General features: G+C 72.3%; 20 protein-coding genes. 13 read left to right on the top strand and 7 right to left on the bottom strand.

The genetic code is table 11. The annotated features are described in order from the left end of the window. Positions 1-42: 42 nt before the first annotated feature. Positions 43-864, bottom strand: coding sequence for a hypothetical protein (locus tag OG700_RS29435; protein ID WP_405618800.1), 822 nt, complete (start codon positions 862-864; stop codon positions 43-45). 48 nt (positions 865-912) lie between these two features. Between OG700_RS29435 and OG700_RS29430 the strand changes: the two genes are divergently transcribed. The 3 genes from OG700_RS29430 to OG700_RS29420 are packed head-to-tail and all read left to right on the top strand — an operon-like array spanning position 913 to position 4,971. Continuing rightward, positions 913-2,352, top strand: a complete 1,440-nt coding sequence (locus OG700_RS29430; RefSeq protein WP_405618798.1) for a CoA transferase — start codon at positions 913-915, stop codon at positions 2,350-2,352. Between the two features lie 55 nt (positions 2,353-2,407). Beyond that, on the top strand, positions 2,408-4,342 hold the full coding sequence (locus OG700_RS29425; RefSeq protein ID WP_405618796.1) for an SMI1/KNR4 family protein: 1,935 nt from the start codon (positions 2,408-2,410) through the stop codon (positions 4,340-4,342). Then, positions 4,339-4,971 carry a GNAT family N-acetyltransferase gene (locus tag OG700_RS29420; RefSeq protein WP_405618794.1) on the top strand — a complete coding sequence of 211 codons (633 nt, stop codon included), beginning with the start codon at positions 4,339-4,341 and terminating at the stop codon, positions 4,969-4,971. Before OG700_RS29425 ends, OG700_RS29420 begins: the two co-directional genes overlap by 4 nt. On the opposite strand, the gene OG700_RS29415 is transcribed toward OG700_RS29420, so the two are convergent. Both OG700_RS29415 and OG700_RS29410 read right to left on the bottom strand, forming a co-directional pair. Continuing rightward, positions 4,949-5,872 carry an AEC family transporter gene (locus tag OG700_RS29415; RefSeq protein WP_405618792.1) on the bottom strand — a complete coding sequence of 308 codons (924 nt, stop codon included), beginning with the start codon at positions 5,870-5,872 and terminating at the stop codon, positions 4,949-4,951. The two genes, OG700_RS29420 and OG700_RS29415, sit on opposite strands and share 23 nt — an antisense overlap. A 298-nt stretch (positions 5,873-6,170) precedes the next feature. Continuing rightward, positions 6,171-6,458, bottom strand: coding sequence for a hypothetical protein (locus OG700_RS29410; protein ID WP_405618790.1), 288 nt, complete (start codon positions 6,456-6,458; stop codon positions 6,171-6,173). Positions 6,459-6,754: 296 nt separating this feature from the next. Here OG700_RS29410 and OG700_RS29405 point away from each other — a divergent pair, with 296 nt between their 5' ends. Then, complete coding sequence (locus OG700_RS29405) at positions 6,755-7,909, top strand: epoxide hydrolase family protein (protein WP_405618788.1); 1,155 nt, start codon at positions 6,755-6,757, stop codon at positions 7,907-7,909. Positions 7,910-8,058: 149 nt separating this feature from the next. Here the strand turns inward: OG700_RS29405 and OG700_RS29400 are convergent, their stop codons facing one another. Beyond that, complete coding sequence (locus OG700_RS29400; protein ID WP_405618786.1) at positions 8,059-8,982, bottom strand: Gfo/Idh/MocA family protein; 924 nt, start codon at positions 8,980-8,982, stop codon at positions 8,059-8,061. 239 nt (positions 8,983-9,221) lie between these two features. On the opposite strand from OG700_RS29400, the gene OG700_RS29395 reads away from it, so the two are divergent. From OG700_RS29395 to OG700_RS29380, 4 genes are all read left to right on the top strand, one after another. Next, a complete protein-coding gene (locus tag OG700_RS29395) occupies positions 9,222-10,706 on the top strand; it encodes a hypothetical protein (protein ID WP_405618784.1) in 1,485 nt (494 codons plus the stop codon). Further along, entirely contained in the window at positions 10,703-11,839 is a 1,137-nt protein-coding gene (locus OG700_RS29390; protein WP_405618782.1) for an ARPP-2 domain-containing protein, read from the top strand. The genes OG700_RS29395 and OG700_RS29390 overlap by 4 nt, the downstream gene beginning before the upstream one ends. 51 nt (positions 11,840-11,890) lie before the next feature. Further along, positions 11,891-12,823, top strand: a complete 933-nt coding sequence (locus OG700_RS29385; RefSeq protein ID WP_405618780.1) for a DUF6891 domain-containing protein — start codon at positions 11,891-11,893, stop codon at positions 12,821-12,823. A gap of 397 nt (positions 12,824-13,220) precedes the next feature. Then, complete coding sequence (locus OG700_RS29380; RefSeq protein WP_405618778.1) at positions 13,221-13,844, top strand: winged helix-turn-helix domain-containing protein; 624 nt, start codon at positions 13,221-13,223, stop codon at positions 13,842-13,844. 97 nt (positions 13,845-13,941) lie between these two features. Here the strand turns inward: OG700_RS29380 and OG700_RS29375 are convergent, their stop codons facing one another. Then, complete coding sequence (locus tag OG700_RS29375; RefSeq protein WP_405618776.1) at positions 13,942-15,444, bottom strand: PepSY-associated TM helix domain-containing protein; 1,503 nt, start codon at positions 15,442-15,444, stop codon at positions 13,942-13,944. A 57-nt stretch (positions 15,445-15,501) separates the two neighbouring features. After that, the gene (locus OG700_RS29370; RefSeq protein ID WP_405618774.1) at positions 15,502-16,194 is read right to left on the bottom strand and encodes a hypothetical protein; all 693 of its coding nucleotides are present in this window, start codon (positions 16,192-16,194) and stop codon (positions 15,502-15,504) included. Positions 16,195-16,314: 120 nt separating this feature from the next. On the opposite strand from OG700_RS29370, the gene OG700_RS29365 reads away from it, so the two are divergent. From OG700_RS29365 to OG700_RS29350, 4 genes are all read left to right on the top strand, one after another. Continuing rightward, entirely contained in the window at positions 16,315-17,322 is a 1,008-nt protein-coding gene (locus OG700_RS29365; protein WP_405618772.1) for an NAD-dependent epimerase/dehydratase family protein, read from the top strand. Positions 17,323-17,550: 228 nt separating this feature from the next. Beyond that, the gene (locus OG700_RS29360) at positions 17,551-18,834 is read left to right on the top strand and encodes a sensor histidine kinase (protein WP_405618770.1); all 1,284 of its coding nucleotides are present in this window, start codon (positions 17,551-17,553) and stop codon (positions 18,832-18,834) included. After that, positions 18,819-19,472: a LuxR C-terminal-related transcriptional regulator gene (locus tag OG700_RS29355; protein WP_405618768.1), complete on the top strand. Its 654-nt coding sequence runs from the start codon at positions 18,819-18,821 to the stop codon at positions 19,470-19,472. Before OG700_RS29360 ends, OG700_RS29355 begins: the two co-directional genes overlap by 16 nt. 188 nt (positions 19,473-19,660) lie before the next feature. After that, the gene (locus OG700_RS29350) at positions 19,661-21,121 is read left to right on the top strand and encodes a DUF1996 domain-containing protein (RefSeq protein WP_405618766.1); all 1,461 of its coding nucleotides are present in this window, start codon (positions 19,661-19,663) and stop codon (positions 21,119-21,121) included. A gap of 82 nt (positions 21,122-21,203) precedes the next feature. Here OG700_RS29350 and OG700_RS29345 read toward each other — a convergent pair whose 3' ends face one another. Continuing rightward, positions 21,204-21,692, bottom strand: coding sequence for a hypothetical protein (locus tag OG700_RS29345; protein ID WP_405618764.1), 489 nt, complete (start codon positions 21,690-21,692; stop codon positions 21,204-21,206). Positions 21,693-21,833: 141 nt separating this feature from the next. Here OG700_RS29345 and OG700_RS29340 point away from each other — a divergent pair, with 141 nt between their 5' ends. After that, on the top strand, positions 21,834-24,995 hold the full coding sequence (locus tag OG700_RS29340) for an alpha-N-acetylglucosaminidase (RefSeq protein WP_405618762.1): 3,162 nt from the start codon (positions 21,834-21,836) through the stop codon (positions 24,993-24,995). The last annotated feature ends 130 nt before the right edge of the window (positions 24,996-25,125 follow it).

Below are 25,125 nucleotides of genomic sequence, written 5' to 3'. Positions count from 1 at the left end.
CAATTGATCGGATCTTCAAGCAGGGCCGGCGGTGCACCCAGGTCAGCTGGGGTCGAGAACGGGGCGTATGCCGAACTCGTCGCTCATGCCCTCGCCATCGGGGCCGTTGAGGAATTCGGCCATGCCGGGGTTGCGGTTGGCCGTCGCCAGGGGCAGCCACTCGACGAAGGAGCCGTATCCACCGCAGACCGCCTCGCCACCGTCCCCGCCGTAGACGGATCCAGGATCGGACGTCATCTCCGACTCGTAGACGTCACGGGCTATGCGCAGGCCGAAGGCGTTGGGCCGGCGCCGCTCGCCGGTCGGATCGTTGTGCTCCCCGTACGGGGAAAGGTCCAGCGGGCAGGCCGGACCCCAGCGGAACAGCGTCTGCGCACCCGCCCCGCAGGCGTGCTCCCACTCGTCGGGACCGGGCAGCCGCAGGCCCAGCCCCGCGAGGAAATCCGGGACGGATTCGGCCTCTTCGGGAAGCTCCAGCGGCTCCACCGCCATCAGCACGGTGGGCACAACGGCCGTACGCCTCGGTGTGAGGTGGCGCGCGAGATGGGCCACGAGGTCGTCGTCGAAGCCGAACCCACCGGCAAGGCTCTCGGTCCGGTAGGAGTCGACCTGCTCCGGCAGGGGCCGCCAGTCGGCCAGGTCGAAACCCACCGTCACCTCGCCGCCGGGTATCAGGGCGAACCGCTGTCCCTCGCGCTCGATCACCGCGTGGTGCAGAACTCCGCCCAGGTGGGGCGCGCCGTCGAACTCCACCAGCCGGCCGTCCACCAGCCGCGCGGCCTCGCGCGCACGGTGGTGCGCGGCGTCCCGGTCCAGGGCGCGCCAGCGGTCGAAAGTCAGGTCGGCGAGAGAGGCGAGAGACACGATGGGATTCTGGCACCTGCCACTGACACCCCCGAAGGGAGCACGCCCGTGACACAGGACATCGACGCGGCGACCGCGCACGCCTGGAGCGCTCTCGGAGGCGCCCCGGAGTGGGCGGGGAGGGTGACGTACGTATCGGCTCCTGGTGTGCTGCCGTCCCGGCTGCCCGTACGGCAGTTGGCGCGGGCGAGTGTGGGGGTGTGCTCCCTGGCCGCCGCCGAGTTGGCGGCGCTGCGGTCCGGGCGGGCGGTGCCTGCGGTCCGGGTGCACGAGGCGGCCGTGGGGGCGGCGTTCGTCAGCGAGCGCCACCTGCGGATCGACGGACGGGCCTGGTCACCGTTCGCCCCGCTCTCCTCGTTCTGGCGCGCGGCCGACGGCTGGGTGCGGACGCATGCCAACTATCCGCATCACCGGGCCCGGTTGCTGGCCGCGCTGGGGATCCCCGGCGGGGACGACGACGGGGACGGGGACGGGGACGAAGGTGGTGGTGCGCTGCGTGAGCGGCTGGCCGGGGAGCTGCGGTCGCGGCCCGCCCGGTGGATCCAGGAGACCGTGTTCGAGTCGGGCGGGCTCGCCGTGGCCGTGGCGGAGCCCGGCACGGACAGGTGGCCGTTGATCGAGAGTCGGCGGGTCGCCGGGAGCAGCCGGGCGGTCGGGGGGCGGCGGGTGGCGGGCGATGCCGGCGGCCGGCGCCGCCCGGCGGCGGATGCCGCGGCGCTGCCGGCGCACGGGGTACGGGTCCTCGATCTGACCCGGGTCATCGCGGGACCTGTGGCCACCCGCACGCTGGGGCTGCTGGGCGCCGACGTCCTGCGCGTCGACCCGCCCCCACTGCCCGAGGACCCGAAGGCGCACGCCGACACCGGCTTCGGCAAGCGCTCCACCCGGCTGGATCTGGGCGCCGCCGCCGATCGGGCGGCCTTCGAGGCGCTGCTCGACTCGGCCGACGTCGTGGTCCTCGGCTACCGCGCCGACTCGCTGGACCGGTACGGGCTCACTCCCGGCACCCTGCTGGAGCGGCACCCCGGACTGATCGTCGCGCGGCTCGACGCCTGGGGCTGGACGGGACCGTGGCGGGAGCGGCGTGGATTCGACTCGCTGGTGCAGGCGGCGAAGGGGATCTCCCTCATCGAACGGGGAGCGGACGGACGGCCCGGCGTACTGCCCGCGCAGGCCCTTGACCACAGCACCGGCTATCTCCTCGCCGCGGCGATCCTGCGCGCGCTCACCGAGCGCCGGGGCGACGGCGCGGGCCGGGAGCTGCGGCTCTCGCTCGCGGGGACCGCGTCGTGGCTGATGCACGACATCCGGCCGGAGCCCGCGGGTGACCCCGCGGAGGCGAACGAACCCGAGGTGTGGATGGCCGAGACACCCTCACCGTACGGCCGGCTCAGATATGTCCGGTCGCCGGTCAACTACGAGGGTGCGCCGGGTGATTGGGCCGGTCCGCCGTCGATGTGGGGCACCGATCCGGCGCGGTGGCTCTGACCCGGCCTGCCCCGCTCACGACCGATTGTCAGTGGTCGATGTCACTATGAGTCACATGGAGAACTTGGGGTGGGGAATTTTTCTGGAGCGGTGGAGCGCGGAGTGGGCAGCCGCGCCGAGCACGAGGGAGGAATTGGAGGAAGACGGGGACATAGACTTCGCGGCGGAGACGATCGAGGCGGGGCTCGGGTTTCCGCCCGCCGACGAGGAGCGGATCACGGCGCTGGAGCGGCGGCTCGGCGCGCGGCTTCCGCCGTCGTACCGCTCCTTTCTGGCGGTCTCCGACGGCTGGCGGCCCGCCGGTATCGCGGTCTATCTGATGGGCACGACCGAGGGCGTCCACTGGCACGGGGACCCGATGACGATGCGGGAGATGTACGAGAGCAATCTGACCGCCACGTCCCCGGCGCGGGAGGTCCTGATGGCCGGGATGTGGAGCAGAGCCCTTCAGCTGTCCCTCGACTCGGACATGACCGATGTCCTGCTCGACCCGGGCGATGTGAACGCCGAGGGGGAATGGGCGCTCTACGTCTACCGCGGCTATTCGGGCGAGTATCCGGACAGGTACGAGTCGTTCGGCGCGTTCATGCGGTCGGTGTACGCGGGGTTCCACCGTGACAACGGCGCGGATCCCGGTTTCGTCAATGACACGACACGCGCGCTCGACGCGTCCCTTGAGCGGGCGCGGGTGGCCTGTCTGGCCGGGGAGGACGTCGACCGTCAGTTGGAGGTGCTGGCCGAGGCGGTCGAGTACGGCAGACCGCGCGCCTCGAAGCTGCATGTCCAGCTGACGGCGCTGCTCGGCACGGGCGGGTACTTCAACGGACGCGGTCCGCTTGAAGACCCACTGGTCGGCAAGGAGTTCGTCCCCCTCGCGGCGGTTCAGCACATCCGCACCAACAGCACGGACGACAGAAGGTTCCTGACCCCGTTCGACGAGGGTGAACAGGAACAGGCCGTGGCGCTGCTGGCGCGGATCCGCGAGCGTACGTATGTGTACGAGCCACCCGGCCCGTTCGGCGAGGCGGTCGTCACCGCGCGTGAGCAGGCGCGTTGGGGTGACACGGACGGCGCGTGGCGCACGGTGGAGGCGGCGCTGGCCGACTGGGAGCCGTACGAGACCGATCATGTCGCCCCCATAGGGCTGCTCGCCGATCCGCTCCTGGGGCCGATCGTCACGCCGGAGCGCGGGCGGCGCATCCTGTCGACGCCCCGAGGCGCGGGGGCCGCCGGTCCCGGGGAGGAGTTGACGCAAGGGCGCCCTGCGGCCGTGCCGGACGGGCTCACGTGGCTGGCCGAGCCCACCCGACGTGACCACTCGTACCGCTTCCTGCTCGCCGAGGGCGTCTCACCGGCGGAGTTGGCCGAGCGACTGGGCGGCGAGACGCTGCTGCCTCCGCAGAACCTGGTGGAGGGCTACCCGTGGCACGGCATGGCGTCGAGAAGTCCGGACCGGCTCGGCTCCTGCGGTGCGGCGGGCGAAGAAGGGCGGGGGGCCGGCTGGAGCTTCGTGTTCAAGGACGGTACGGAGCCGTTCCCGTCGAGGCGGGTGAGTCCGATGGGCGAGCGGGCTTCGCGGGGTGGCGGGCGGTCGGTGCTGGTGTGGTGCGAGATGCACGGCAACGAGTCCGTGGCGTTCCCCGACACGTTCCACCTCTCCTACTGCGAGGACGGGCGGGAGCGCTACGGATTCACGGTGCAGGGCAAGGTGACGGAGCGGTCCGGGGATCTTCCGGACACACTCGATCCCGGGCTCTTCTTCCCCGAAACGGAGTCCGGCACAGGGCGGTTCGGGAACGAGAGCGAGGGTGAACAAAGGGCGCTGGCCGCCGTGGCGGAGATGTTCGGGCTCTCGCTGCCGCGCTTCGCGATCCAGCACGGGCGGCTGCACGCCGTCATGACCGCGCCATGGGTCGGGCCACCCGTTCCGGGCGAGCCCCAGCTCTCCTTCGTACGGCACCGGACCCCGGCACCGCGGACCGAGACATGACCCGGATCGAGGCGGAAGTCATCGGCACGGAGCGGCTGGTGCTGGTGCCGCAGCGGGTGGAGCACGCGCGGGAGATGGCGGGGGTGCTGTCCGATCCGGCGCTGCACACCTTCATCGGGGGCGAGCCGGCGACCGCCGACGAGTTGCGCTCGCGCTATGCGCGGATGGCCGCAGGGCCAGCCGATCCGGCTGTCTCCTGGTGCAACTGGGTCATCCGGCTCCGGGAGAGCGAAGAGAGCGCCGCGAAGGGGCAGTTGGTGGGGACGGTCCAGGCGACGATCAGCCCGGCCGACCCTGACGACCCCGCCGACCGGGCCGGACTGCCCACGTCTTCCGGCCCTTCCCGCCCTTCCCGCACTTCCGGTCCGGACGCCGGACCCGGGCCGTGGCTTGTCGCGGAGATCGCCTGGGTGGTGGGGGTGGCCCACCAGGGGCGGGGCATCGCGACCGAGGCGGCGCGCGGACTGGTCGGCCGGCTCGAACGGCGCTCGGTGCGCGACATCGCCGCCCATGTCCACCCCGACCACGCGGCGTCGAAGGCCGTCGCGCGGGCGGCGGGACTGGAGCCCACCGACGAGTGGCACGACGGCGAGGTGAGATGGCTGCTCAGACGAAAAGCCAGGCGATGAGTGACAGGGACACCATCGAGCAGAGCGTGGACAGGATGACGGTGTCCCTGGCGAGGTCGGTGTCCAGCCGGTACTCCGAGGCGAAGATGAAGGCGTTCTGCGCCGTCGGCAGTCCCGCGCAGACCACGACGGCGAACAGGGTGTGGCCGCTCAGCCCGAACAGCCAGTGGCCGACGGCGTAGGCGAGCAGCGGCTGGGCGGCGATCTTGAGGGCGACGAGCAGACCGCGTTCGGCGCGTGCGGAGGAGTCCAGCCGCACACGGGTGTTGAGTGACATGCCGAGTGCGAAGAGGGCGGCCGGGACGGCGGCGTCGCCGAGCAGTTGGAGCGGTGCGGTCAGCTCGGCCGGAAGGGGCCGGCCGAGCGCCGAGACGGCCACGCCGGCGAGCGAGGCCGCGATGATCGGGTTGCGGAAGGGCAGTTGGAGCATCCGTAGGGCGCGACCACGCGTCTCGCGCCGTACGTCCAGATCGATGAGGACGAGGACCACCGGCGCGATGAAGAGCATCTGGAAGAGGGCCACGGTGACGACGAAGGAGGTGTCGCCCAGGACGTGTACGGCCACCGGAATACCGAGGTTGGCGGAGTTGACGTATCCCGCCGCCATCGCGCCGATGGCCTGTTCGGCCTGGCCGCGCCGGAACACCCAGCGGCTGAGCAGCAGTCCGGCGGCGAAGACGACGACGAGGCTGAGGACGAAGACGAGGACGCCGACGTTCAGCAGGGCGGTCACCTCGGCTCCCGCCATCGCCAGGAACAGCAGGGCCGGCATGGCGAAGGTGAAGGCGAAGCGCCCGAGCACGTGCTGGGCCTGGCCACCGAGGACGTCGTAACGCGCGGCGCCCCAACCGAGGCCGGTGATCACCCAGATGGGAAGGAACCCGAAGAGGACGGCGTGCATGACCTTCGCCGCCCGCCTATCGCGTGCGTGTCGGTGGAGGCGGCGACTGCGTCGGTGACGGCTGTCGTACGGGTATGTGCCCGGCGTCGGGAGATGTCACCGGCCTCAGCATGCCGGACGCGGCGCGCGCCCGCGCACCCGCCCTGCCCCCACCCCCGTCCCCACCTCTGCCGGGCAACCCGCTGTGCGCGGACCGCACGTGGAAACCCCCGTACGGAACCGGTGCGTCCACCGGCCCCGTACGGGGTCTCGCTGTCTCGCCGCTCCCCGCCCGTCAGCCCGTCAGCCCGTCAGCCCGTCAACGCCCGTAGCGGATCAGGGCGCGCACCATGCGGCACGTCGTGTCGGACGGCGGATGGATGCCCATCAGCGCCGCCGTCGCACGTATCTTCCGGTTGTTCGCACTCGCCGGCTGATACACGCCCGAGTCGAGCAGGGCGATGGCGAGGCGCATGGCCTTGAGGCGACGGTTGTGGCTCTCGTACCACTCACGGGGCTGTCCCGCGGGCAGTGGTTTGCGCTGCACGGACCTGGCTGCTGGCTGTGTGATGTCGAAGAGCTTCGTCGTGATTGTGGCAACGGCCATCGGCGACCTCCCGGCACGGTGGTGGAACCCTCACGAACACTTACGATTCTACCGCCCCCCACTGACAATCGCCCCTGGCCAGAAGGTGTTTGAGGGGGCCGCGACCGCCCTTGCCGCGATACTCGGGGGACACGCGTCCGGCGGCTCGGGTAGGGTCTGGCGGACCACGTACTCGCGAGGAGGTGAGCCCGATGACCAGCACCCGAACTTTCCGGGCCCTCCTGGCCGTCGCGTCCGTCTGACCAGCGCGCCAGGAGACGTCCGTCCACGGACAGACTCACTGAGCGAAGGAAGACATGACAACCGAGCAGTTCCGGATCTCCGTATCCGACGACGTACTCCAAGACCTGCGTGACCGGCTGAACCGCACACGCTTCACCGCGGCGTCCGACAGCACCTTCTGGGCCGGCGGAACCGACCCCGGCCATCTGCGCGCACTCGTCGCCCACTGGGCGGACGGATTCGACTGGCGGCGGGCCGAGACCGCCCTCAACGCCTATCCGCACCGCATCGCCGAAGTCGCGGGACGGCCGGTGCACTTCGTCCACATCCGGGGCAGGCGGGCCGAGGGCGCGCCCGCCCCGCTCCCCCTGATCATGACGCACGGCTGGCCGAGCAGCTTCGTGGAGATGCTGGCGGCGGCCGAGCGGCTGGCCGACCCGGCCGCGTACGGCGGCGACCCTGCCGACGCCTTCGACGTGGTCGTCCCGTCGCTGCCCGGTTTCCTCTACTCGGCCCTGCCCGAGGGGCCGTTCACCCGCAGGGGGGTCGCCGAGATCTGGCACGAGCTGATGACCGGGACCCTCGGGTACGAGAGGTACGGCGCCTTCGGCGGTGACATCGGGGGCGGGGTCACGCAGTGGCTCGGCGCCCTGTACCCCGGCCATGTCGCGGGGATCCACCTCACCTCCGCCGTGATCACGTCCGACTTCGAGAACCGGCCGGCGACGCCCGAGGAACAGGCGTACCTGGACCACCTCGACGCCTTCGACGTCGGGGACCAGGGCTACAGCGAGATCATGTGGACCCGGCCCGACACGATCGCCGCGGCGCTCATGGACTCCCCCGCCGGGCTCCTCGCGTGGATCATCGACAAGTACCGGGACTGGAGCGACTGCGACGGCGATCTGGAGAGCCGCTGGAACAAGGACACGCTCCTGACGATCGCCACGCTGTACTGGGTGACCGGCAGCATCGGATCGTCCTTCCGGCAGTACTACGACTACCCGCTGAACAAGCCGGTGCCGACGATCCAGGTGCCTGCGGCCGTCACCCTGAGCCATGAACCGGCGCTGGCGGGGCTGCCTCGCAGCCTCGCCGAACGGCTCTGCGCCGACCTGCGGCACTGGAGCACGCCGGGGCGCGGCGGGCACTTCATGGCGCACGAGGAGCCGGAGCAGGTGGCGGGTGAACTGCGGGCGTTCTTCGGGCCGTTGAGGTCCGCGGGCTGACGAGAACGACGGAGACGGCAGACCAGCGGGGTGGGTGGGTGCGGGCCGGTCCGCACCCACCCGCCTCCCCCACGGCGCGAGGAGGTCCCGATCCCGCCGCCCCGATCCCGCCGCCCGTTCGCGTCGGGGCTGCCGGAACCACCCCCTCGTCACCGCGCCGTGATCTGTTCCTCCGCCTCCGCCAGGATCTCCGTCAGGCGCAGGCCGAACCGCGCGTCGCACGCGTGCGGTCGGCCCGTGCGCGCCGCCGTGAGCAGGGCGTCGATCGCGCTGCCGAAGATGTCCGCCGGGTCGCCCCAGCCCTCGGGCAGTACGGCCGTCCCGTGCTCGCCCCGCAGTTCGAGCCCCGCGCCCGCGCCCGCCGCCGGGGCGCTCAGGCTCAGTACCGCCGAACTCGTCACACCCGACGTGTGGGTGAGCACCAGATGGGTGAGGTCGGGCTCGGACCGTACGGCCGTCACGGCGGTCACGTCGCCCAGCACCGGCAGCAGCGCGGAGAGCGCGTGCGGGCCCACGTCCCACAGGCCGCCCTTCTCGCGGCGCCAGGGCGAGTCGGCGTACGGGCTCTTGTCGCCCGCCCCGTAGAGCGCCCCGAGCCAGTGGGCGCGTGCCGTGAACCAGCCACCCACCGAGGCCTGTTCCTCGACCCACGCCGCGGTCTCGGGGGCGAAACGGAGGGTGCAGAAGACCAGCGAGGCGACGCCCGCGAGTTCGGCGGCGTCGGCCACGGCTCGCGCCCCCGGCACGGTCGTCGCGACCGGCTTGTCCATCAGGAGGTGGCAGCCGGCCGCCGCCGCGCGGGCGGCGAGCGGCGCCTGGACGTCGGGCGGCAGCGCGAAGGCGACCGCGTCGCTCACGGCGAGCAGCGCGTCGAGCCCTTCCAGACCGCCCGCGCCGTCCCCCTCCCCCGCGTACGCCGTGGTGCCGTGGGCGGCGGCGAGCTCGGTGGCGGCTTCGGGGCGCCGCCCCCAGACACCGCTGAATTCGACGTCCGGGTGCGCCGTGATGGCGGGGGCGTGCGTGCGCCCGGCCCAGGGGCCGGTGCCGAGGAGTGCGATGCGTAGCTGGCTCATGTGGGTCAGTGTGCCGTCCGCGCCCCGGCCCGGCCCAGGGCGGGCCGGGAATTGGGTGGCGCCGTACCGCACCCCCGGTGCTACGTTTCGTGGGCCGGCCGCGGGCCTCCGGTGCGACTTCCGGGACTTGCCTGTACAGCAATAATTTCGCTGCTCGCGCCCCCATGCCCCGGCCGGCTTCCGCATGTACGGGGACACGGGAATTCGGGGACACGGGGATTCTGGGATTCGGGGACACCATGACGGAGATCTACTCCGACCTGATCGCGGCAGAGGACGTGCTGCTCTTCGTCAACGCCGCCGTCACGTCCACGGGCCAGCGCGAGTTCCGCTCCGACGCGTCCCGGCAACGGCTGTCGCTCGACTTCCTCCACGAGTACGTACGGGTCAACTACCGCACCGTGTACGCCGCTTCGCTCGCGCTCGACATCAACGACCACAACGCGGCGCGCGTCGTGGAGCAGTTGCTGCGTACGCCGGGCGAGGCCGCGGAGACCGGCCCGGACCAGAAGCGGACCGAGGGCCGGCTGATCGCCGCCCGGCTGGCGATGCTGCCGCCGCAGCGCGTCTACCGGCTGTTCCGCGCGCTGCGCGCCGCGAAGGTATCCAACCGCCGTACCCGCGCGATCCTGCGCGACTGGCTGGCGGACCGGCCGGACCTGGGCCACGACGCGGTGAAGTACCGCCACGGGCTGAAGACCGCGGCACGCCACTTCCATCTGCCGCTGACGACGGCCACGGGCACCGGCCCGGCCACCGGTGAGCTGGGCGACTTCCTCTTCGAGCCGGGCGTGCGCCCGCGCTACGAGCACGGCCTTCTCGACGCGTACCGCCGCGCGCACTACGAGCAGGGCGCGATCTACGAGCTGCCGTTCACCGTCGCCGAGGGTTTCGCGGCCAAGCACGGCGTCAGGCGAACGGCGTTCGTGGAGCGCATCGCGCCCCGGATGACCCGGCTGGAACGGCTGCGCACACAGCGCGAGTCGGGCGCGGACGCGGCGGGCGCCGCCGTGCGGACCGATCTGGCCGTCATGCCGCTGACCAGGCTCGCGCTGTACACCCTGTCGCTGACGATCGACGAGCGGGTGGGCCGGCGCGCGGAGCTGACGGGCGCGCTGCGCACGGCGGCGCGCCGGGCGGCGGGGCGGTACGCCGGGACGTGGGGGCGCGTCGCCGCCGTACTGGACGACAGCTACTCCTCGTCCGGCTCAGGCGAGAAGCGCCGCCGGCCGCTCGGTGTCGCGCTCGGCGGGCACTTCCTGCTGGAGGCGCTGGCCGCGCCGGGGGCGTACGGCGCGTACTGGACCTCGGGCCGTACGGACCCGCTGCTGGTACGTCCGTACGGACCCACGCCGCTGGGCACGCGTGTCGTCGACGCGCTGGAGTACGCCCCCGACCGGCTCGTCATCGTCTCGGACGGCTGGGACAACGCGCCGCCGGGGCTGGCGGGTGAGGTTCTGCGGGTGTGGCGGACACGTCTGGACCGGGAGCGGCGTACGGCGATCGTCCATCTGAATCCGGTCTACGACGCCGAGGTCTTCGACGTGCGGCGGCTGGCGGCGAGTGTGCCGACGGCGGGGATCCGGGACGCCGAGGATCTGCCGGCGCTGGTGGAGATCGCGCAGTTCGCCGAGGGCCGTACAGGACTGGCCGAGCTCCAGGCGTACCTGGACCGGCGGATCGAGAACTTTCTGCGCACGCACGAGGGAGGCGGGGGGCGGTGACCGGGCTGGACTTCACCGGGCTGACGGCCGGGCCGGCGCAGGTGTGGGGCGGTGTCCGGCTCGTGCCGCTGGTGCGTGAGGAGCCGATGCCGGGGCTGCGTCTGCACCGCGAGGTGTACGGCCGGTTCGGCGAGGTGCTGGTGTCTCCACGTACCTCGTACGTCTCGTACATCCCGCACGGTCTGGTCGCCGACTGGTCCGGCGAGCAATCGGCGGCGTACGGAACGCAGTTGGACACCGTCCAGCCCGTGGCCATGGCCGTCGACCGGCACCACCGCATGCTCAAGCGGCGCCCCTCGAAGAAGAACGGGAAGAACGGGAAAGCCGGGCAGCCGGGCGGTGCCGTCACGCGCTGCCGGTTCCTGCCGTCGCACCTGGCGATGGAGGGCTATCTGGCGCTGCATTTCGGCGGGCCGACGATCGCCTGGAAACAGTGGTCGGACGACGCGGTGCGGCAAGGACTGTCGCCCCGTTCCGAGGCCGCCTTCCTGGGGCTCGACGTGCCCGGACTCGCGGACGCGCTGCGGGTCTTCGAGATCCATCCGGGCCAGTGCGGGGTGATGGTGTACGTCGCCGACGCGCTCGCCGCCGCCTTCGTGGTGCCGCACCCCGACGACTACCGCGCCCTGCACCCGACGCTGCTCCAGGACATGTACGGGGAGTTGATCTACCAGTACGCCTACTTCGGCGGGTCCGTAACGGACTTCGACGCGCGCCTCGGCGACGGGCGGCACATCCGGACGCTCGCCGATCTGCGGGCCGCCGCTCGAAGGCGGGAGCGGGAGTGGCGCGAGTCGCACGACACGATCATGGCGCGTGAACTGCTCGGTAAGTCCTACGCGTTCGAGCGGGTCTACCGCATGGCGTCGTTCGACATGTACCGCTTCCTGCCGCCGTTCCGTATCGGCTCCGACGGGCAGCACATCGGTGAGCTGATCACCGATCACAAGGGGCGCACGGCGTACTTGAAGACGTTCCGGCTGACTTCGGCGCAGACCAGACGCGGCTATCTGCTGAACACCCTGGCCGACAACGGCTGGCATCCGCGGCGGGCGGCGGACCGGTTGGGAACGACACCCGAGGAAATCAGGCGCCGGATCCGCGCGGCGGGATTCGGATCGCGGCTGCGCTGACGTCACGCGACGCCGGTGGTGTTGTCAGTGGCGTGTGCCACAGTGCTCCCCATGCTGGCCATCAGGGTGAAGACAGAGAACTGGCAGGAATACGAGCGGATTTCGGCGGACCGGCTCGGAGAGCTGGTCGCCCGGCTCGGCGGTGTCAACGATCAGTTCCTGGCCGTGGACCGGATCCCCGAGCGGCCGAGCGTGTTCATGCAGGTGGCGCGTCACAGCGACGGGAGCTACACGCTGGAGCACCGCGACGGCTCCGACAGCGACGTGTTCGGCACGGACCTGCCGACGGACCTGCCGGACGCGGAGTCGGTGACCCGGATCATGGTGGCGTGGGCCCGCCAGGAGCCCGACTGGGACGCCGGGGTGGTGTGGAGTGCGCGGGGGCTGCTGAGCGAGGAGCCGGTGCCGGAGCTGGACGACAAGACGCGGGAGGAGATCGAGGAGTACGTACGCGGGCTGATCACGTGCGGCTACGACGGACTGGCGCAGCTCGCGGAGGCCGCCGAGGAGTGGCTGGTGGACGGGGACGAGCGGCCCGTCTCCGCCGCGCAGGCGCGGCGGATCGTGGACCGGCTGTGGCTGGAGCGTGTCGGGGAGCAGGCCCGCTGGGTGGGCGAGACCGACCCGGAGCGGATCACGGCGGTGTTCGCCGGGCTGGACGCGCGGGGCATCGTGGCCCGTGAGAACTTCACCTGCTGCCGCAACTGCGGGCTGGACGAGATCGGCGCCGAGCGCGAGGCCGGCGACACCAGGGAGGTGCGTGGCTTCGTCTTCTTCCACACGCAGAGCACCGAGCGGGTGGCGGCCGGGGGCGGGCTCTCGCTGTATTACGGAGGATTCGACGGCTCGGAGGAGACCACGGCGGCTGTCGGCGGGGAGGTCACGGCGGCTCTGGCGGACGCGGGTCTGTCGGTGACGTGGGACGGTTCGCCGGGTGCGGCGATCGACGTCACGGGCCTGGACTGGCGCAAGCGGCTGGGCTGACGGACGCGGGGCGGGGCGGGCGTGGGGCGGGGGCGGGCATGGAGGGGCGTGGGGCGGGGGCGGGCGTTGCGTGAACGGGCTGTGAACCTCATGAACTGCCCATGAAATGGCCAATGGTTCCCTCTGTGTGTACCGACCTGTGAGAGGGCACTCCTGCCGCGCCCCCGTTTCTGCTTCAATGAGGTCATGGCCAGCCTTCAGCACGACGCGTCGGGTCGCATCGACCTTGAGCCGTTCTGGCCGTCCCGGCAGCACCACGACTTCGACCGGGTGTGTCGGCGCGTGAGGAACGCGCCGGCCCTCTAAAGCCTCTTCCCGGGCCTTCGGCCGTCGCGAATGACGTACGTCCCGTCCTGTCGACTCGACGACATCCTTCGCGCGAAAGAGCTGACCCCTCATGGCGAACCCCCGTCCTTTCTCCACCGTCACCGCGGCCACCGCCGCGGCCGCGGCCTCCACCACCGCCACCACCTCCGGCCGTCACCGACTGAGGGCCGTCGACCGTGACGAGGTCGTACCGCTCGGGACGGCCCGTGCGGCCGGTCCGGTCATCGCGGCCGACCGGCTCGTGGACTTCCTGCCGCCCGGCTCCACCTGGCTTCCCGCCCCGGCGCACACCCTGCCGACCCTGCCGGGCAGGCCGCCGATGATCGGCTACCTCGTGCTCGTGCCGGCCGACCAGCACCCGGTGGCCGCCACCGCCGCCGCCACCGCCCCGGCTCCCGGCGGCGACGCCGGCGAGGGGCCGGTGCGGATCGACTCCGCCGAGCGGACCGTCGAGGTGGCCGGCCGGCCGCTGGATCTGACGTACCTCGAATTCGAACTGCTCGCCCATCTCGTGGCGCACCCCCACCGGGTGCACACCCGCGACCAGTTGGTGACCACCGTCTGGGGTTACGGACACGTGGGCGACGGCCGGACCGTGGACGTCCATGTGGCGAGGCTGCGCCGGAAGCTGGGCATCGAGCACCGGCACACGATCCGGACGATCAGGCGGGTCGGTTACAAGTACGCCCCGTAGGACCGCCGGCGTCTCGGTATGTGTGAGGCCCCCGTCGGTCGAGTCGGACCGACGGGGGCCTCGTACGTCCGCCGTACGGACGGGCCTACGGACGGGCCTACGTACCGGCCCGCGCCCGCGCCCGTGCCACCGCCCGCGCCCGCGCCCGCGCCACCGAGCCGAGCACCACGTCCAGGACCAGGAACGCCGCCAGCGTGATGCCGAGCAGGGGGACGAACCAGCCGGTAAGCGCCGCCGCGGCGATCAGCGGCAGCAGTACGGGCAGCGGCACCTTCCGCCACGCGCCGCGCGCCATCGGCTTGCCCACGGCCGGCTTCCGGTCCTGGGTGGGCCTGCGCTGCCACCACATGCGGTAGCCCCAGACGATGATCAGGATCAGCGAGAGGGCGAGCGCGGCGAGGAGCAGCTGGTTGACGACGCCGAACGTGAGGCCCATGTGGGCGTCGATGCCGATCCGGGTGAGCTGGGCGAGCAACGGGTAGTCGGCGAAGCGCAGTTCGTCGAGGATGAGTCCGGTGCCGGGGTCGACGGCGACGGAGTCCAGCCGGACCGGGAACTGGCTGTCCCGTTGCGCGACGACGTACGCCGCCCCGTCGGCGGGCGGTTTCACGATCACCGGGCCGTCGAGCCCGGCCTGGCGCGCGGCGGTCAGGGCGTTGTCGATGCCGATGTCCATCCCCTGGTGGTCACCGCCCGCCGCGCTGTCGCCGCCGTGCCCTTCGTGCCCTTCGTGTCCTCCGGCACCGGCCGCCGCGCCCTCGCCGCTCTTCAGGGCGGACGAGACGACGGGGGTGGCGCCGCCCAACTGGTCCTGGACGGCGCCGATGTTCGCGCCCGCGTACGTCGACCAGGTCAGGCCGGTCGCGGAGAGCAGCACGAATCCGGTGGCCGCCCACAGCCCGAGCGAGCCGTGCCGGGTGAGTGTCCTGCGGCGTCCGGTGGCGCCGCGTTCGGGCCGGAGCAGGGCCCGCTTCGAGGCCCTTCGGCGGCCGGTCCAGAGCAGCAGCCCGCCGAGCGCGACGACCCACAGCCAGCTGGCGGCCAACTCGCTGTAGACGCGGCCGGGTTCGCCAAGGTGCAGATGGCGGTGGAGCTGGGAGAGCCAGGTGCGCAGCGGGAGGGCTCCGGAGCTGCCGTAGCTGTCCAGCTCGCCGCGTATCCGGGCGGTGTGCGGATCGACGAACACGGCCAGCGACATGCTCTCCTCGCTGTCCGGCATCGTCATCAGGACGCGGGTGGACTCCTCGTCGTCGGACGAGGGCCAGACGGCGGTGACCTTGCCGTCGGGGTGCTCGGCGCGGGCGGCCTCCACCTGCTCGGAGAGCATGGCCGTACGGTCGCTGTCCGGGGAGCGCAGCTCCTGGCGGTAGACGATCTTCTCCGCCTGGTACGAGAGCGAGTAGAGCAGCCCGGTGGTGGCGGCGATCAGCAGGAGCGGGGCGATGAGCAGCCCGGCGTAGAAGTGCAGGCGCAGGACGAGCGGGCGCACCGCGCCCCACGTGGTGATCGTGGCCGCGGGCGGCTTCTTGGCGCCGGGCTTCTTGGCCGGGGCCTTGCCGCGTGGTGAGTCGGCGCCCTGTACGGGGTCGTCAATGGCCATGGCTGTCCTAGGAGTTGGCGGGGCACGGGGAAATCGACGCCCCGGGCCCCGCCCGGTTCAGACCATGGCGGCGGCGGCCCCGGAGGCCGTCGTACGGATCGGGAGCGCGCGGCGGGCGGGCGGGCCGCGCCGCGACACGGCGTGGGCCAGGACGGTGCCGCGCGGCCGGTGCGGCGCGCGGGTGCGGTGCCGGGGCCGTGCGGGTGGCGGCGTTACGGCGAGGGGCCGGGGCGCGGCGAGGAGCAGCCCGAGCGGGGTGAAGGCGAAGGCGGCGACGGTCTCGGCGAGACGGAAGAAGGCGGCCTCGCCGCGGGCCAGCCAGAGTGCGCAGACGGCCCCGGCGAGCAGGTGGGCGGCGAGCATGCCCGGCGAGGTGTCGCGGGCGGCTGCCAGCACGGCACCGACGGCGCCTTCCGTACCCCCGGCCGTACCCCCGCCCGCGCCCATGCCCGCCGCCGTCGCGTGGCCGTGGCCCGCCGGTACCATCGCGCCGTGCGTCCCGGCGGCGGCGAACGTCACATGCAGCCCGGCCTGTGCGGTGAGCACGGCGGGCCCGATGAACCCGATGCCCCGGCGCCGCCCGCCCGCGAGCCATGACAGCCCCGCGAGCACCGCGAACGCGGCCGTAAGCGCACCGAGCGGAATTTCATGAGCGGACATGGACGAATGCCCCACCGCCGCCAGTGTCACGCACACCGCCGCGAGAACCGCGGCCCGCAGGGCGCGCATCGGCGACCGGGCATCTGTCATGGTGCGCTCATGCTGCCATCCCCGTGGCGCGTGCGGCAGATGGCGCGAACGGCGTTGACCTGCTATGCCCGCGGCAGAAGAAATCCGGTGGCCGGACAGCCGCGTGGCAGGGTTTCGGCCATGAGACTTCTGATACTGGGCGGGACGGAATTCGTGGGGCGCGCCGTGGCCGAGGCGGCGCTCGCGCGGGACTGGCAGGTGACCGTCTTCCACCGCGGGCGCCACGAGGCACCGGCGGGCGTGCGGGTCCTGCACGGCGACCGCACGGCGCCGGACGGCCTCGCGGCCCTCGCCGCCGGGGCCGGCGGCGCGGCTCCCGAGTGGGACGTGGTCGTCGACACCTGGTCGGGCGCGCCGTCGGCCGTGCTCGACGCGGCCCGGCTGCTCGCCGGCCGGGCGGGGCACTACACGTACGTCTCCAGCCGTTCCGTGTACGCGTACCCGGCCCCGGCCGGTCTCCCGGAGGACGGCCCGCTGGTGGAGGGCGCCGATGCCGATGCCGGGCAGCGGGACTACGCGCGGGACAAGCGCGGTGGCGAACTGGCCGCCGAGGCGGCCTTCGGCGACCGTGCGCTTCTGGTGCGCGCGGGCCTGATCCTCGGGCCGTGGGAGAACGTGGGGCGGCTGCCGTGGTGGCTGGGGCGGATCGCCCGCGGCGGCGCGGTACTCGCGCCCGGACCGCGCGACAACCCGTTGCAGTACATCGACGTACGCGACCTCGCCGAGTGGACGCTCGACGCGGCGGGGCGCGGTCTCGGGGGCGCGTACAACCTGGTGAGTCCGCCCGGTCACACCACGATGGGCGGGCTGCTGACGGCGTGTGCCGAGGCCACCGGCTCGGACGCCGAGCTGCGCTGGACCGACCCGGACGCGATCCTCGCCGCCGGGGTCGAGCCGTGGACGGACCTGCCGATCTGGCTGCCGCACGGCGGTGAGGCGCACGGCACGATGCACGGCGGCGACGTCTCCAAGGCGCTCGCGGCGGGGCTGCGTTGCCGGCCGGCGGCGGAGACCGTCGGCGACACCTGGGCCTGGCTCAGGTCGGTCGGCGGCGAGGCTCCGCGGCGCCCGGACCGCCCGTCACTCGGGCTCGCGGCGGAGGTGGAGGCGGCGCTGCTGGGGCGGTGACCTGACGGTTCACCGGGTCCGTCCGGTGGCCGGGGAAACGGTCGCCCCGGCATCCCTGGAAGGCGCTGGGGGCGGGGATGCCGGAGGTGTCCGAGTGGTGCTGGCTACACCCCCGATCGGGGGCGGAAGCGGCTCCCGCCGCGCGGGTCCCGCCCGGCAGACTGATGTGCGTGCCCGCAGGCCGGGCCGAGGGCCGATGGGGCACGGGCGACGAGGAGAGGGACGACGATGGACAGGGCGACGGACAGGGCGAAGCAAGTAGTCGCGGGGGCGGCGGCGACCGCGGGCCGGGGGCTGGTGCTCGGGGTCACCGCCCTCGCGGGGTCGATCACGCTGTTCGTCTTCTCGGTCCTCTCGATCGTCTTCATCATTCTCGGCATCGGCGTCTTCACCACCCCCCACGTCCTGACGGCCGTGCGGGCGCACGCCAACCGGCGCCGGCTGCTGGCGGCCACCTGGTCGGACGTCAGGATTCCCGTTCCGTACCGCCCGATGCCCGCCGATCTGCGTACCGGCGTCACCGGTCAGGTCGAGCGGACCACGCTGATGCTGAAGGACCCGGCGACCTGGCGGGACCTGACGTGGCTGCTGGTGGACATGACGGCGGGCGCGACGGTCGCCCTGTTCTCCATGGCGCTGCTCGTCTACCCGCTGGAAGGCCTCGTGCTGGCGGCCGGGCTGTGGCGGGTCTTCGAGGAGGGCGGCGCCTACTGGTACGGCTTCGTCCCCGTCGACAGCCAGTTCACCGGCCTGCTCGCCGCCGCGCTGGGGGTGGCGATCGGGGCGGTGGGTGTGCGGTACGCCCACGAGATCCAGCGCGGTCACTTCCTGCTCGCCAAGTCGCTGCTCGCCCCCGGCCAGGACCAGGAGCTGGCCCGGCGCGTCGCCCATCTCACCGAGACCCGGCACGACGCCGTGGACACCTCCGCCGCCGAACTGCGCCGGATCGAGCGGGACCTGCACGACGGCGCGCAGGCCCGGCTGGTCGCGATGGGCATGGACCTGGGCACGATCGAGGCGCTGATCGAGAAGGACCCGGCCAAGGCCAAGGAGCTGATCGCGCACGCCCGTAAGTCCTCCGCCGAGGCGCTGACCGAACTGCGCGACCTGGTCCGGGGCATCCACCCGCCGGTGCTCGCCGAACGCGGTCTGGGCGACGCGGTGAAGGCGCTGGCGCTGCGGCTGCCGGTGGAGACCGACGTACAGGTGGAACTGCCGGGCCGGACCCGGGCGCCGGTGGAGTCGGCGGCGTACTTCGCGGTCAGCGAGATCCTCACCAACGCCATCAAGCACTCCGGCGCCGACCGGATCTGGATCGACATGACCTACGCGCAGTCCATGCTGCGGGTCGCCGTCGGCGACAACGGCGTCGGCGGCGCGCGGATCGGTTCCGGCAGCGGCCTGAGCGGACTGGAGCGCCGACTCGGTACATTCGACGGCATCCTGGCCGTCAGCAGCCCCGCGGGCGGCCCCACCATGGTCACCGTGGAGATCCCTTGCGAGTTGTCCTAGCCGAAGATCTCTTTCTGCTCCGTGACGGCCTGGTCCGGATGTTGGAGGCGTACGACTTCGAGGTGCTGGCCGCCGTGGAGACCGGGCCCGAACTGACCAGAGCCTTAGCGGAGTTGGAGCCGGACGTCGCCGTCGTCGACGTCCGGCTTCCGCCGTCGCACACCGACGAGGGGCTTCAGTGCGCCCTCGCCGCGCGCAAGGCCCGTCCCGGACTTCCCGTCCTCGTGCTGTCGCAGCACGTGGAGCAGTTGTACGCACGGGAGTTGCTGGCCGACGGCAACGGCGGCATCGGGTATCTCCTCAAGGACCGGGTCTTCGACGCCGACCAGTTCATCGACGCGGTACGCCGGGTGGCCGGCGGCGGTACGGCGATGGACCCCCAGGTCATCCAGCAACTGCTGTCCCGCCGCACACAGGACAAGCCGATCGGGCAGCTGACGCCGCGTGAGCGCGAGGTGATGGAGCTGATGGCGCAGGGGCGGTCGAACGCGGCGATCGCCGGCCAACTCGTGGTCACGGAGCGGGCGGTGTCCAAGCACACGTCGAACATCTTCGGAAAGCTGGGGCTGCCGGTGTCGGACGACGACAACCGGCGGGTACTCGCGGTGATCGCCTATCTGGACCGGGGCCAGCAGTAGCGACCGGGCGGGCACTCAGGGTTGTCCGTCGCCCGTACTGCCCAAGGTGCCGCCGGGCGGGGCGTGTTGAGGGCATCCGCCCGGTTTGTTGATGGGGATTTCCATGAATTCCGATGGCGGCTGAACAGGCCGCGAATGCCGTCCGTATGGAACGGAGCGCTTCCTCCCCCGCCGGCTTGAGGAGTTCCATGGGACGCACGTCAAGAAAACGCTCGACAGTGGCGAACCGGGCCATCGCGGCCGCGGCGGCCTTGATTCTGGGCGGGGGTGGGCTGGTAGCGGTAAATGTCTACGCATCCGCGGGAGAGGGCCGCTCCGGTCAGGAGCAGCGGATCCAGAATGCCGGACGGCAGATGTCCACCATCGACTGTCCCGAGGTCGCCAACGCGCTCACCAAGGTGCCGAGGCGGGCCCGTGCCCAGGTCGACCGGGAACTCGCCCGGATGGACACACAGATCACCGCCGCCTACAAACGGTTCGCCGACAACAAGACGCGGTTGGAGAGAGATCCGGGACTTACCGAGAGGAAGATCCTCAAGCCGCTGAAGCAGAAGAGACTCGCCAGTCTCAAGCGCATCCGTACCGCGCTGAAGCGTGCGGGTCACTGGCAGAGGAGTCTGGATTCGCTCGCCCCGTGCACCATGCGCCCCGATGACAACACCGACGACGGTGACCCGGGCGGCGGCCAGAACGGCGGCCAGGACGGCGGTGACCCGGGCGGCGGTGACCCGGGCGGCGGCGGCCAGCCGCCCGGCACCCCCGGCAACGGCCCCGAAGCCTCCGACTTCGTCGACATCGAGTCCATCGAGCCGAACATCCAGCAGCCCCAGGAGCAGGAACAGGCGTCGACCGGCACCTTCACCACCGACTGCGGGCGCAACGAGAACGGCCTCTTCAACTCGGACAACGTCATCGCCGCCCCCGGCGTGAGCAACGGCGCCCACCACAAGCACGACTACGTGGGCAACCAGGCCAACAACGCCTTCGCGAGCGACGACGACCTGGCCGACGGTGAGACGACCTGCGACGAGCAGGGTGACAAGTCCACCTACTACTGGCCGGTGATCCGCCTCCAGAACGGCCAGAACGAGGGCGACGCGAACGAGGACGGCGGCGGCAAGGACGGCAACGTCGGAGAGATCCAGACCCCGTCCGAGGTCACGCTGCGATTCGCCGGCAGCGCCGTGTCGAAGGTGACCGCCATGCCCCGATTCCTGCGCGTCATCACCGGCGACGCGAAGGCGTTCGTCAACGGCGACGCGAACGCGAACGCCTCGTGGAGCTGTACCGGATTCGAGGACCGTCAGCTGAAGGACAAATACCCGATCTGCCCCGCGGGCAGCCAGGTGGTGCGTTCCTTCGACTTCCAGAGCTGCTGGGACGGACAGAACACCGACAGCGCCAATCACCGCACCCATGTGGCGTTCGCCGACGAGAACGGTCGGTGCCAGGAGGGATTCCAGGCCATTCCGCAGCTGAAGCAGCGGATCGTGTACGACATCCCGCCGGGTCCCGGATTCGCGGTGGACTCGTTCCCCGAGCAGTTGCACAAGCCCGTGACCGACCACGGTGACTTCATCAATGTCTTCGACGAGGACGTGATGAACAGAATGGTCGGCTGCATCAACACCGGTAAGGAATGCAACTAGGCCTCTCGGTGTGACGTGATTCACGAGCGTCGGGCGCCGGGCGGGCCGTGTACGTACACGGCCCGCCCGGCGCCCGGGTGCGTCAGCTCTTCCCGGTGTGACCCGAGTGCCCCGCGCCACCGTCGCTCTCGCCACCGCCGCCACCGCCGCCACCGTCGTCGTCGCTCCCCGAGTGGTGCTCGGGGGCCGTCTCGACCGTCCCGCCCAGCCGGCCGCGCAGCGACTCGACCACCTTCGCGTCGCCGCTGGCGACCCATTTCCGGCCGACGAGATACGAACCGCCGTAGTCGTCGGCCTCGTTGATCCACTCGCGCAGACCGCGGTCGGTCGCGAAGGTGGTGAGGATGTATCTGCCGTCGTCCGTCGTGCAGTTGGCCTGACGCAGTTCCTCGGCGTCGGTCTGCACGTTCGGATCACAGGTGGCCTGCTCGGCCAGCCGTTCGAGGCTCCCGGTCGCCGTCTTCGGCACCTTCGGGGCCTCGTCGTCGTTCGCGCCGCAGCCGCTCAACAGGACCATGGCGAGGGCCAGGGCCGGTACCGCCAGTGCCGGCCGGGTTCGCTGGGTACGCATTCGGCCATCGTGCCCTCTCCACAAGCCCCCGCGCGGGTGAACGACGCATCACATCGTTGCCCACCACCCTCCCCGTCATTAACGTGCGCTCCGCACGCACCTGTTGTCACCCCCCCCATGACTGAGGACAGAGGACCGCTGATGACCGAGCTGCCGAGTCCCACCCCTCCCGCCACTGTCCCGATTCCCTCCGCTTCCTCCGCTCCCTCCGCCCCCTCCAGACGCGCCGTGCTGGCGGGCGCCGGGGCGATCGGCGTCGGTACAGCGCTGATCTCGCACTCCCCCGCCCGTGCCGACGCGCGGGCGACCACCGCGACCACCGCGACCACCGCGGCCACCGCCGTCACCGCGACCACCGCCGCCCGCGCCGCCGTGGAGCGCCTGCTGCCCCGCCACGCCGACCAGTTCCGGTTCCGGTTGACACGCGGCCCCGAGCGGTTCCGGGTCGCCGGGTCCGCCGGCCGGATCGAGGTGTCGGGCACCGACGCCGGCGTGCTGCTCACCGGGGTGCACTGGTACCTGAAGTACGAGTGCGGCGCCCACATCAGCTGGTCGGGCAGCCAACTCGACCTGCCCGCCACCCTGCCCGCGCCCCGCCGCCCGCTGGAGCGCTCGGCGACCGTACGGCACCGGTTCGCGCTCAACGACACGCACGACGGCTACACCGCCCCGTACGCCGACTGGCCGCGCTGGGAGCGGATGCTCGACATCCTCGCCCTGCACGGCTGCAACGAAGTTCTCGTCACCACCGGCCAGGAGGCCGTCTACCACCGGCTGCTGACCGACTTCGGCTACTCCGACACCGAGGCCCGCGGCTGGCTGCCCGCGCCCACCCACCAGCCGTGGTGGCTGCTCCAGAACCTGAGCGCGTACGGCGGGCCGCTCTCCCCCGAGCTGATCGCCGTACGCGCCACGCTCGGCCGGCGCATCACCGACCGGATGCGCGAGCTGGGCATGTCCCCCGTGCTCCCCGGCTACTTCGGCACCGTCCCGGACGGCTTCGCCGCCCGCAACCCCGGCGCGCGGACCGTGCCGCAGGGCAGCTGGAACGGGCTGCCGCGCCCCGACTGGCTCGACCCGCGCACCCCCGTCTTCGCCGATGTCGCCGCCGCCTTCTACCGGCACCAGGGCGAACTCTTCGGCGAGGTGAACCACTTCAAGATGGACCTGCTGCACGAGGGCGGCAACCCCGGGGACGTCCCCGTGCCCGCGGCGGCCCGCGCGGTCGAGACGTCGCTGCGCACGGCCCGCCCCGACGCGACCTGGGTGATCCTCGGCTGGCAGACCAACCCCGTACCGGCCCTGCTCGACGCCATCGACACCGACCGTGTGCTGATCGTCGACGGTCTGTCCGACCTGGACTCGGTGACGGACCGCGAGCGGGACTGGGGCGGCGCGCCGTACGCCTTCGGCACCATCCCCAACTTCGGCGGGCGTACGACGATGGGCGCCAACTCCGACCGCTGGACCGAGCGGTTCACGGCCTGGCGCGACAAGCCGGGCAGCGCGCTCGCCGGCACCGCGTACATGCCGGAGGGCGCCGAGCGCGACCCGGCCGCCTTCGAGCTGTTCAGCGAGCTGGCGTGGCGGGAGGAGCCGGTGGACCGGGAGAGCTGGTTCCGCTCGTACGCCGATCTGCGCTACGGCGGCGATGACCCCTCCGCGCGGGCCGCGTTCGGGGTGCTGGCGGCGACCGCCTACCGGCTGACGACCACCGACGGCCGGCCCGTCGACTCGATCTTCTCCCGCCGCCCCGGCCTCACCTCGTCCGTCGGGACCGCCTTCGACACCGGCGAGTTCGACAAGGCCTTCGGCGCGCTGCTCGACGTGGCGGCCGGGCTGCGCGGCTCGGACGCCTACCGGCACGACGTGACCGAGCTGGGCAGACAGGCGCTCGCCAACCGCTCCCGGCTGCTGCTGCCGCAGTTGCGCGGCGCCTTCCAAGGAGGCGACGTCGCCACGTTCCGCGCGCTGGCGGCACTCTGGCTGAAACTGATGCGGCTGAGCGACGCGATGGCGGGCTGCCACCGTTCGTTCCTGCTCGGTCCGTGGCTGGAGGACGCGAAGCGGCTCGCGACCGGTCCGGCGGAGGCCGCGACGCTGGAGCGGACGGCACGCACGCTGATCACCACCTGGGCCGACAGATCGGCGGCCGGGCACTTGAGCAACTACTCGAACCGCGACTGGCAGGGCCTGCTCGCCGATGTCCATCTGCCGCAGTGGCAGGCGTATCTGGACGAGCTGACCGACGCCCTGGCCGCCGGGCGCGAGCCCAAGGTCTTCGACTGGTACGTGGACGAGGAGGCGTGGACGCGGCAGCGCGGCGCCTATCCGGTGCGGGCGACCGGTGACGCGCACCGCACGGCCCTGCGCGTACGGGACACCCTGGCCACCGCCCCGTACCAGGGCACCGTCACCGTCACCGCCGACCCGCTCACCTTCACACCGGGCAGTTCGGGCACGGTGCGCGCCGACTTCAGATACCTCAACGGGCTGCGCGGCACCGGCCCCGTCGACTTCGCCCTGACCGGCCTCGAAGCCCGGCCGGACGGCCCCGCCCGGCTGCCCGCCGTCGAACCGGCCGGCGCCGGATCCGTCGCCTGGTCGGTGACCGCGCCCGACGAGCCCCTGACGGCACCGCTGCGCCCGCTGCCGTACGCGCTGGCGCTGGAGTACGGGCCACGCGGCGAGGAGCGCGTGAAGACCGTCCAGCGGGGCGTGGTGTACGTCGCGGGGCCGCCGGCCGCCGACTGGCGTACGTACGGCAACAACGGGGCGGTCTTCGGGCAGCTCGGCGAGCGCTTCTCGGTCAACGGCGGCGGCCAGGACCTGTGGCGGGCGACGACGCAGTTCGGCACGGCCTTCAAAGAAGGCGCGTTCAGGGACGGCGTGGGTGTGACGGTGCGGGTGGACGCGCAGGAGAACACGGGGGCGTGGGCCCGCGCGGGCATCATCGCCCGCGACCGCCTGGCGACGCCCGGTTCGCCGGGCATCGTCAACCTGGCCGTGACGCCGTCCAACGGGGTGGTGCTGTCGTACGACACGACCGGCGACGGCACGCTCGACACCTACCGGCGTGTCACCGGCGTCACCGCTCCGGTGCTGCTGCGGCTGGCGCGTGCGGGGGGCCGGTTCACCGGCTCGTGCTCGACGGACGACGGGGCCACGTGGCGGACGGTGGCCTCGGTGGCGGTGCCCGGCGCGGCCGACGTCCAGGACGTGGGGCTGTTCATGACCGCGACGAACGGGAGCAGCGGGCTGCGGGGCACGGTCGAGTTCAGCGGCTGGGCGGTCACGGGGTAGGGCGCGCCCCGCCCTACGGGCGGACGGCGCTGTTCGCCGGACACGGCCCGGGGCGGCCCTGACCGGCGGGGGCCGGACCGGCCGCGCGTGCGGCCGGTCCGGCGACTCGCGGACACCGCATCCGGCCCGT

Origin of the sequence: Streptomyces sp. NBC_01508 (assembly GCF_045040315.1) — a bacterium.
GTDB lineage: Bacteria > Actinomycetota > Actinomycetes > Streptomycetales > Streptomycetaceae > Streptomyces.
Note: the sequence above shows the minus strand (reverse complement) of the source record. Positions and strands in the feature narration are given on the sequence as shown.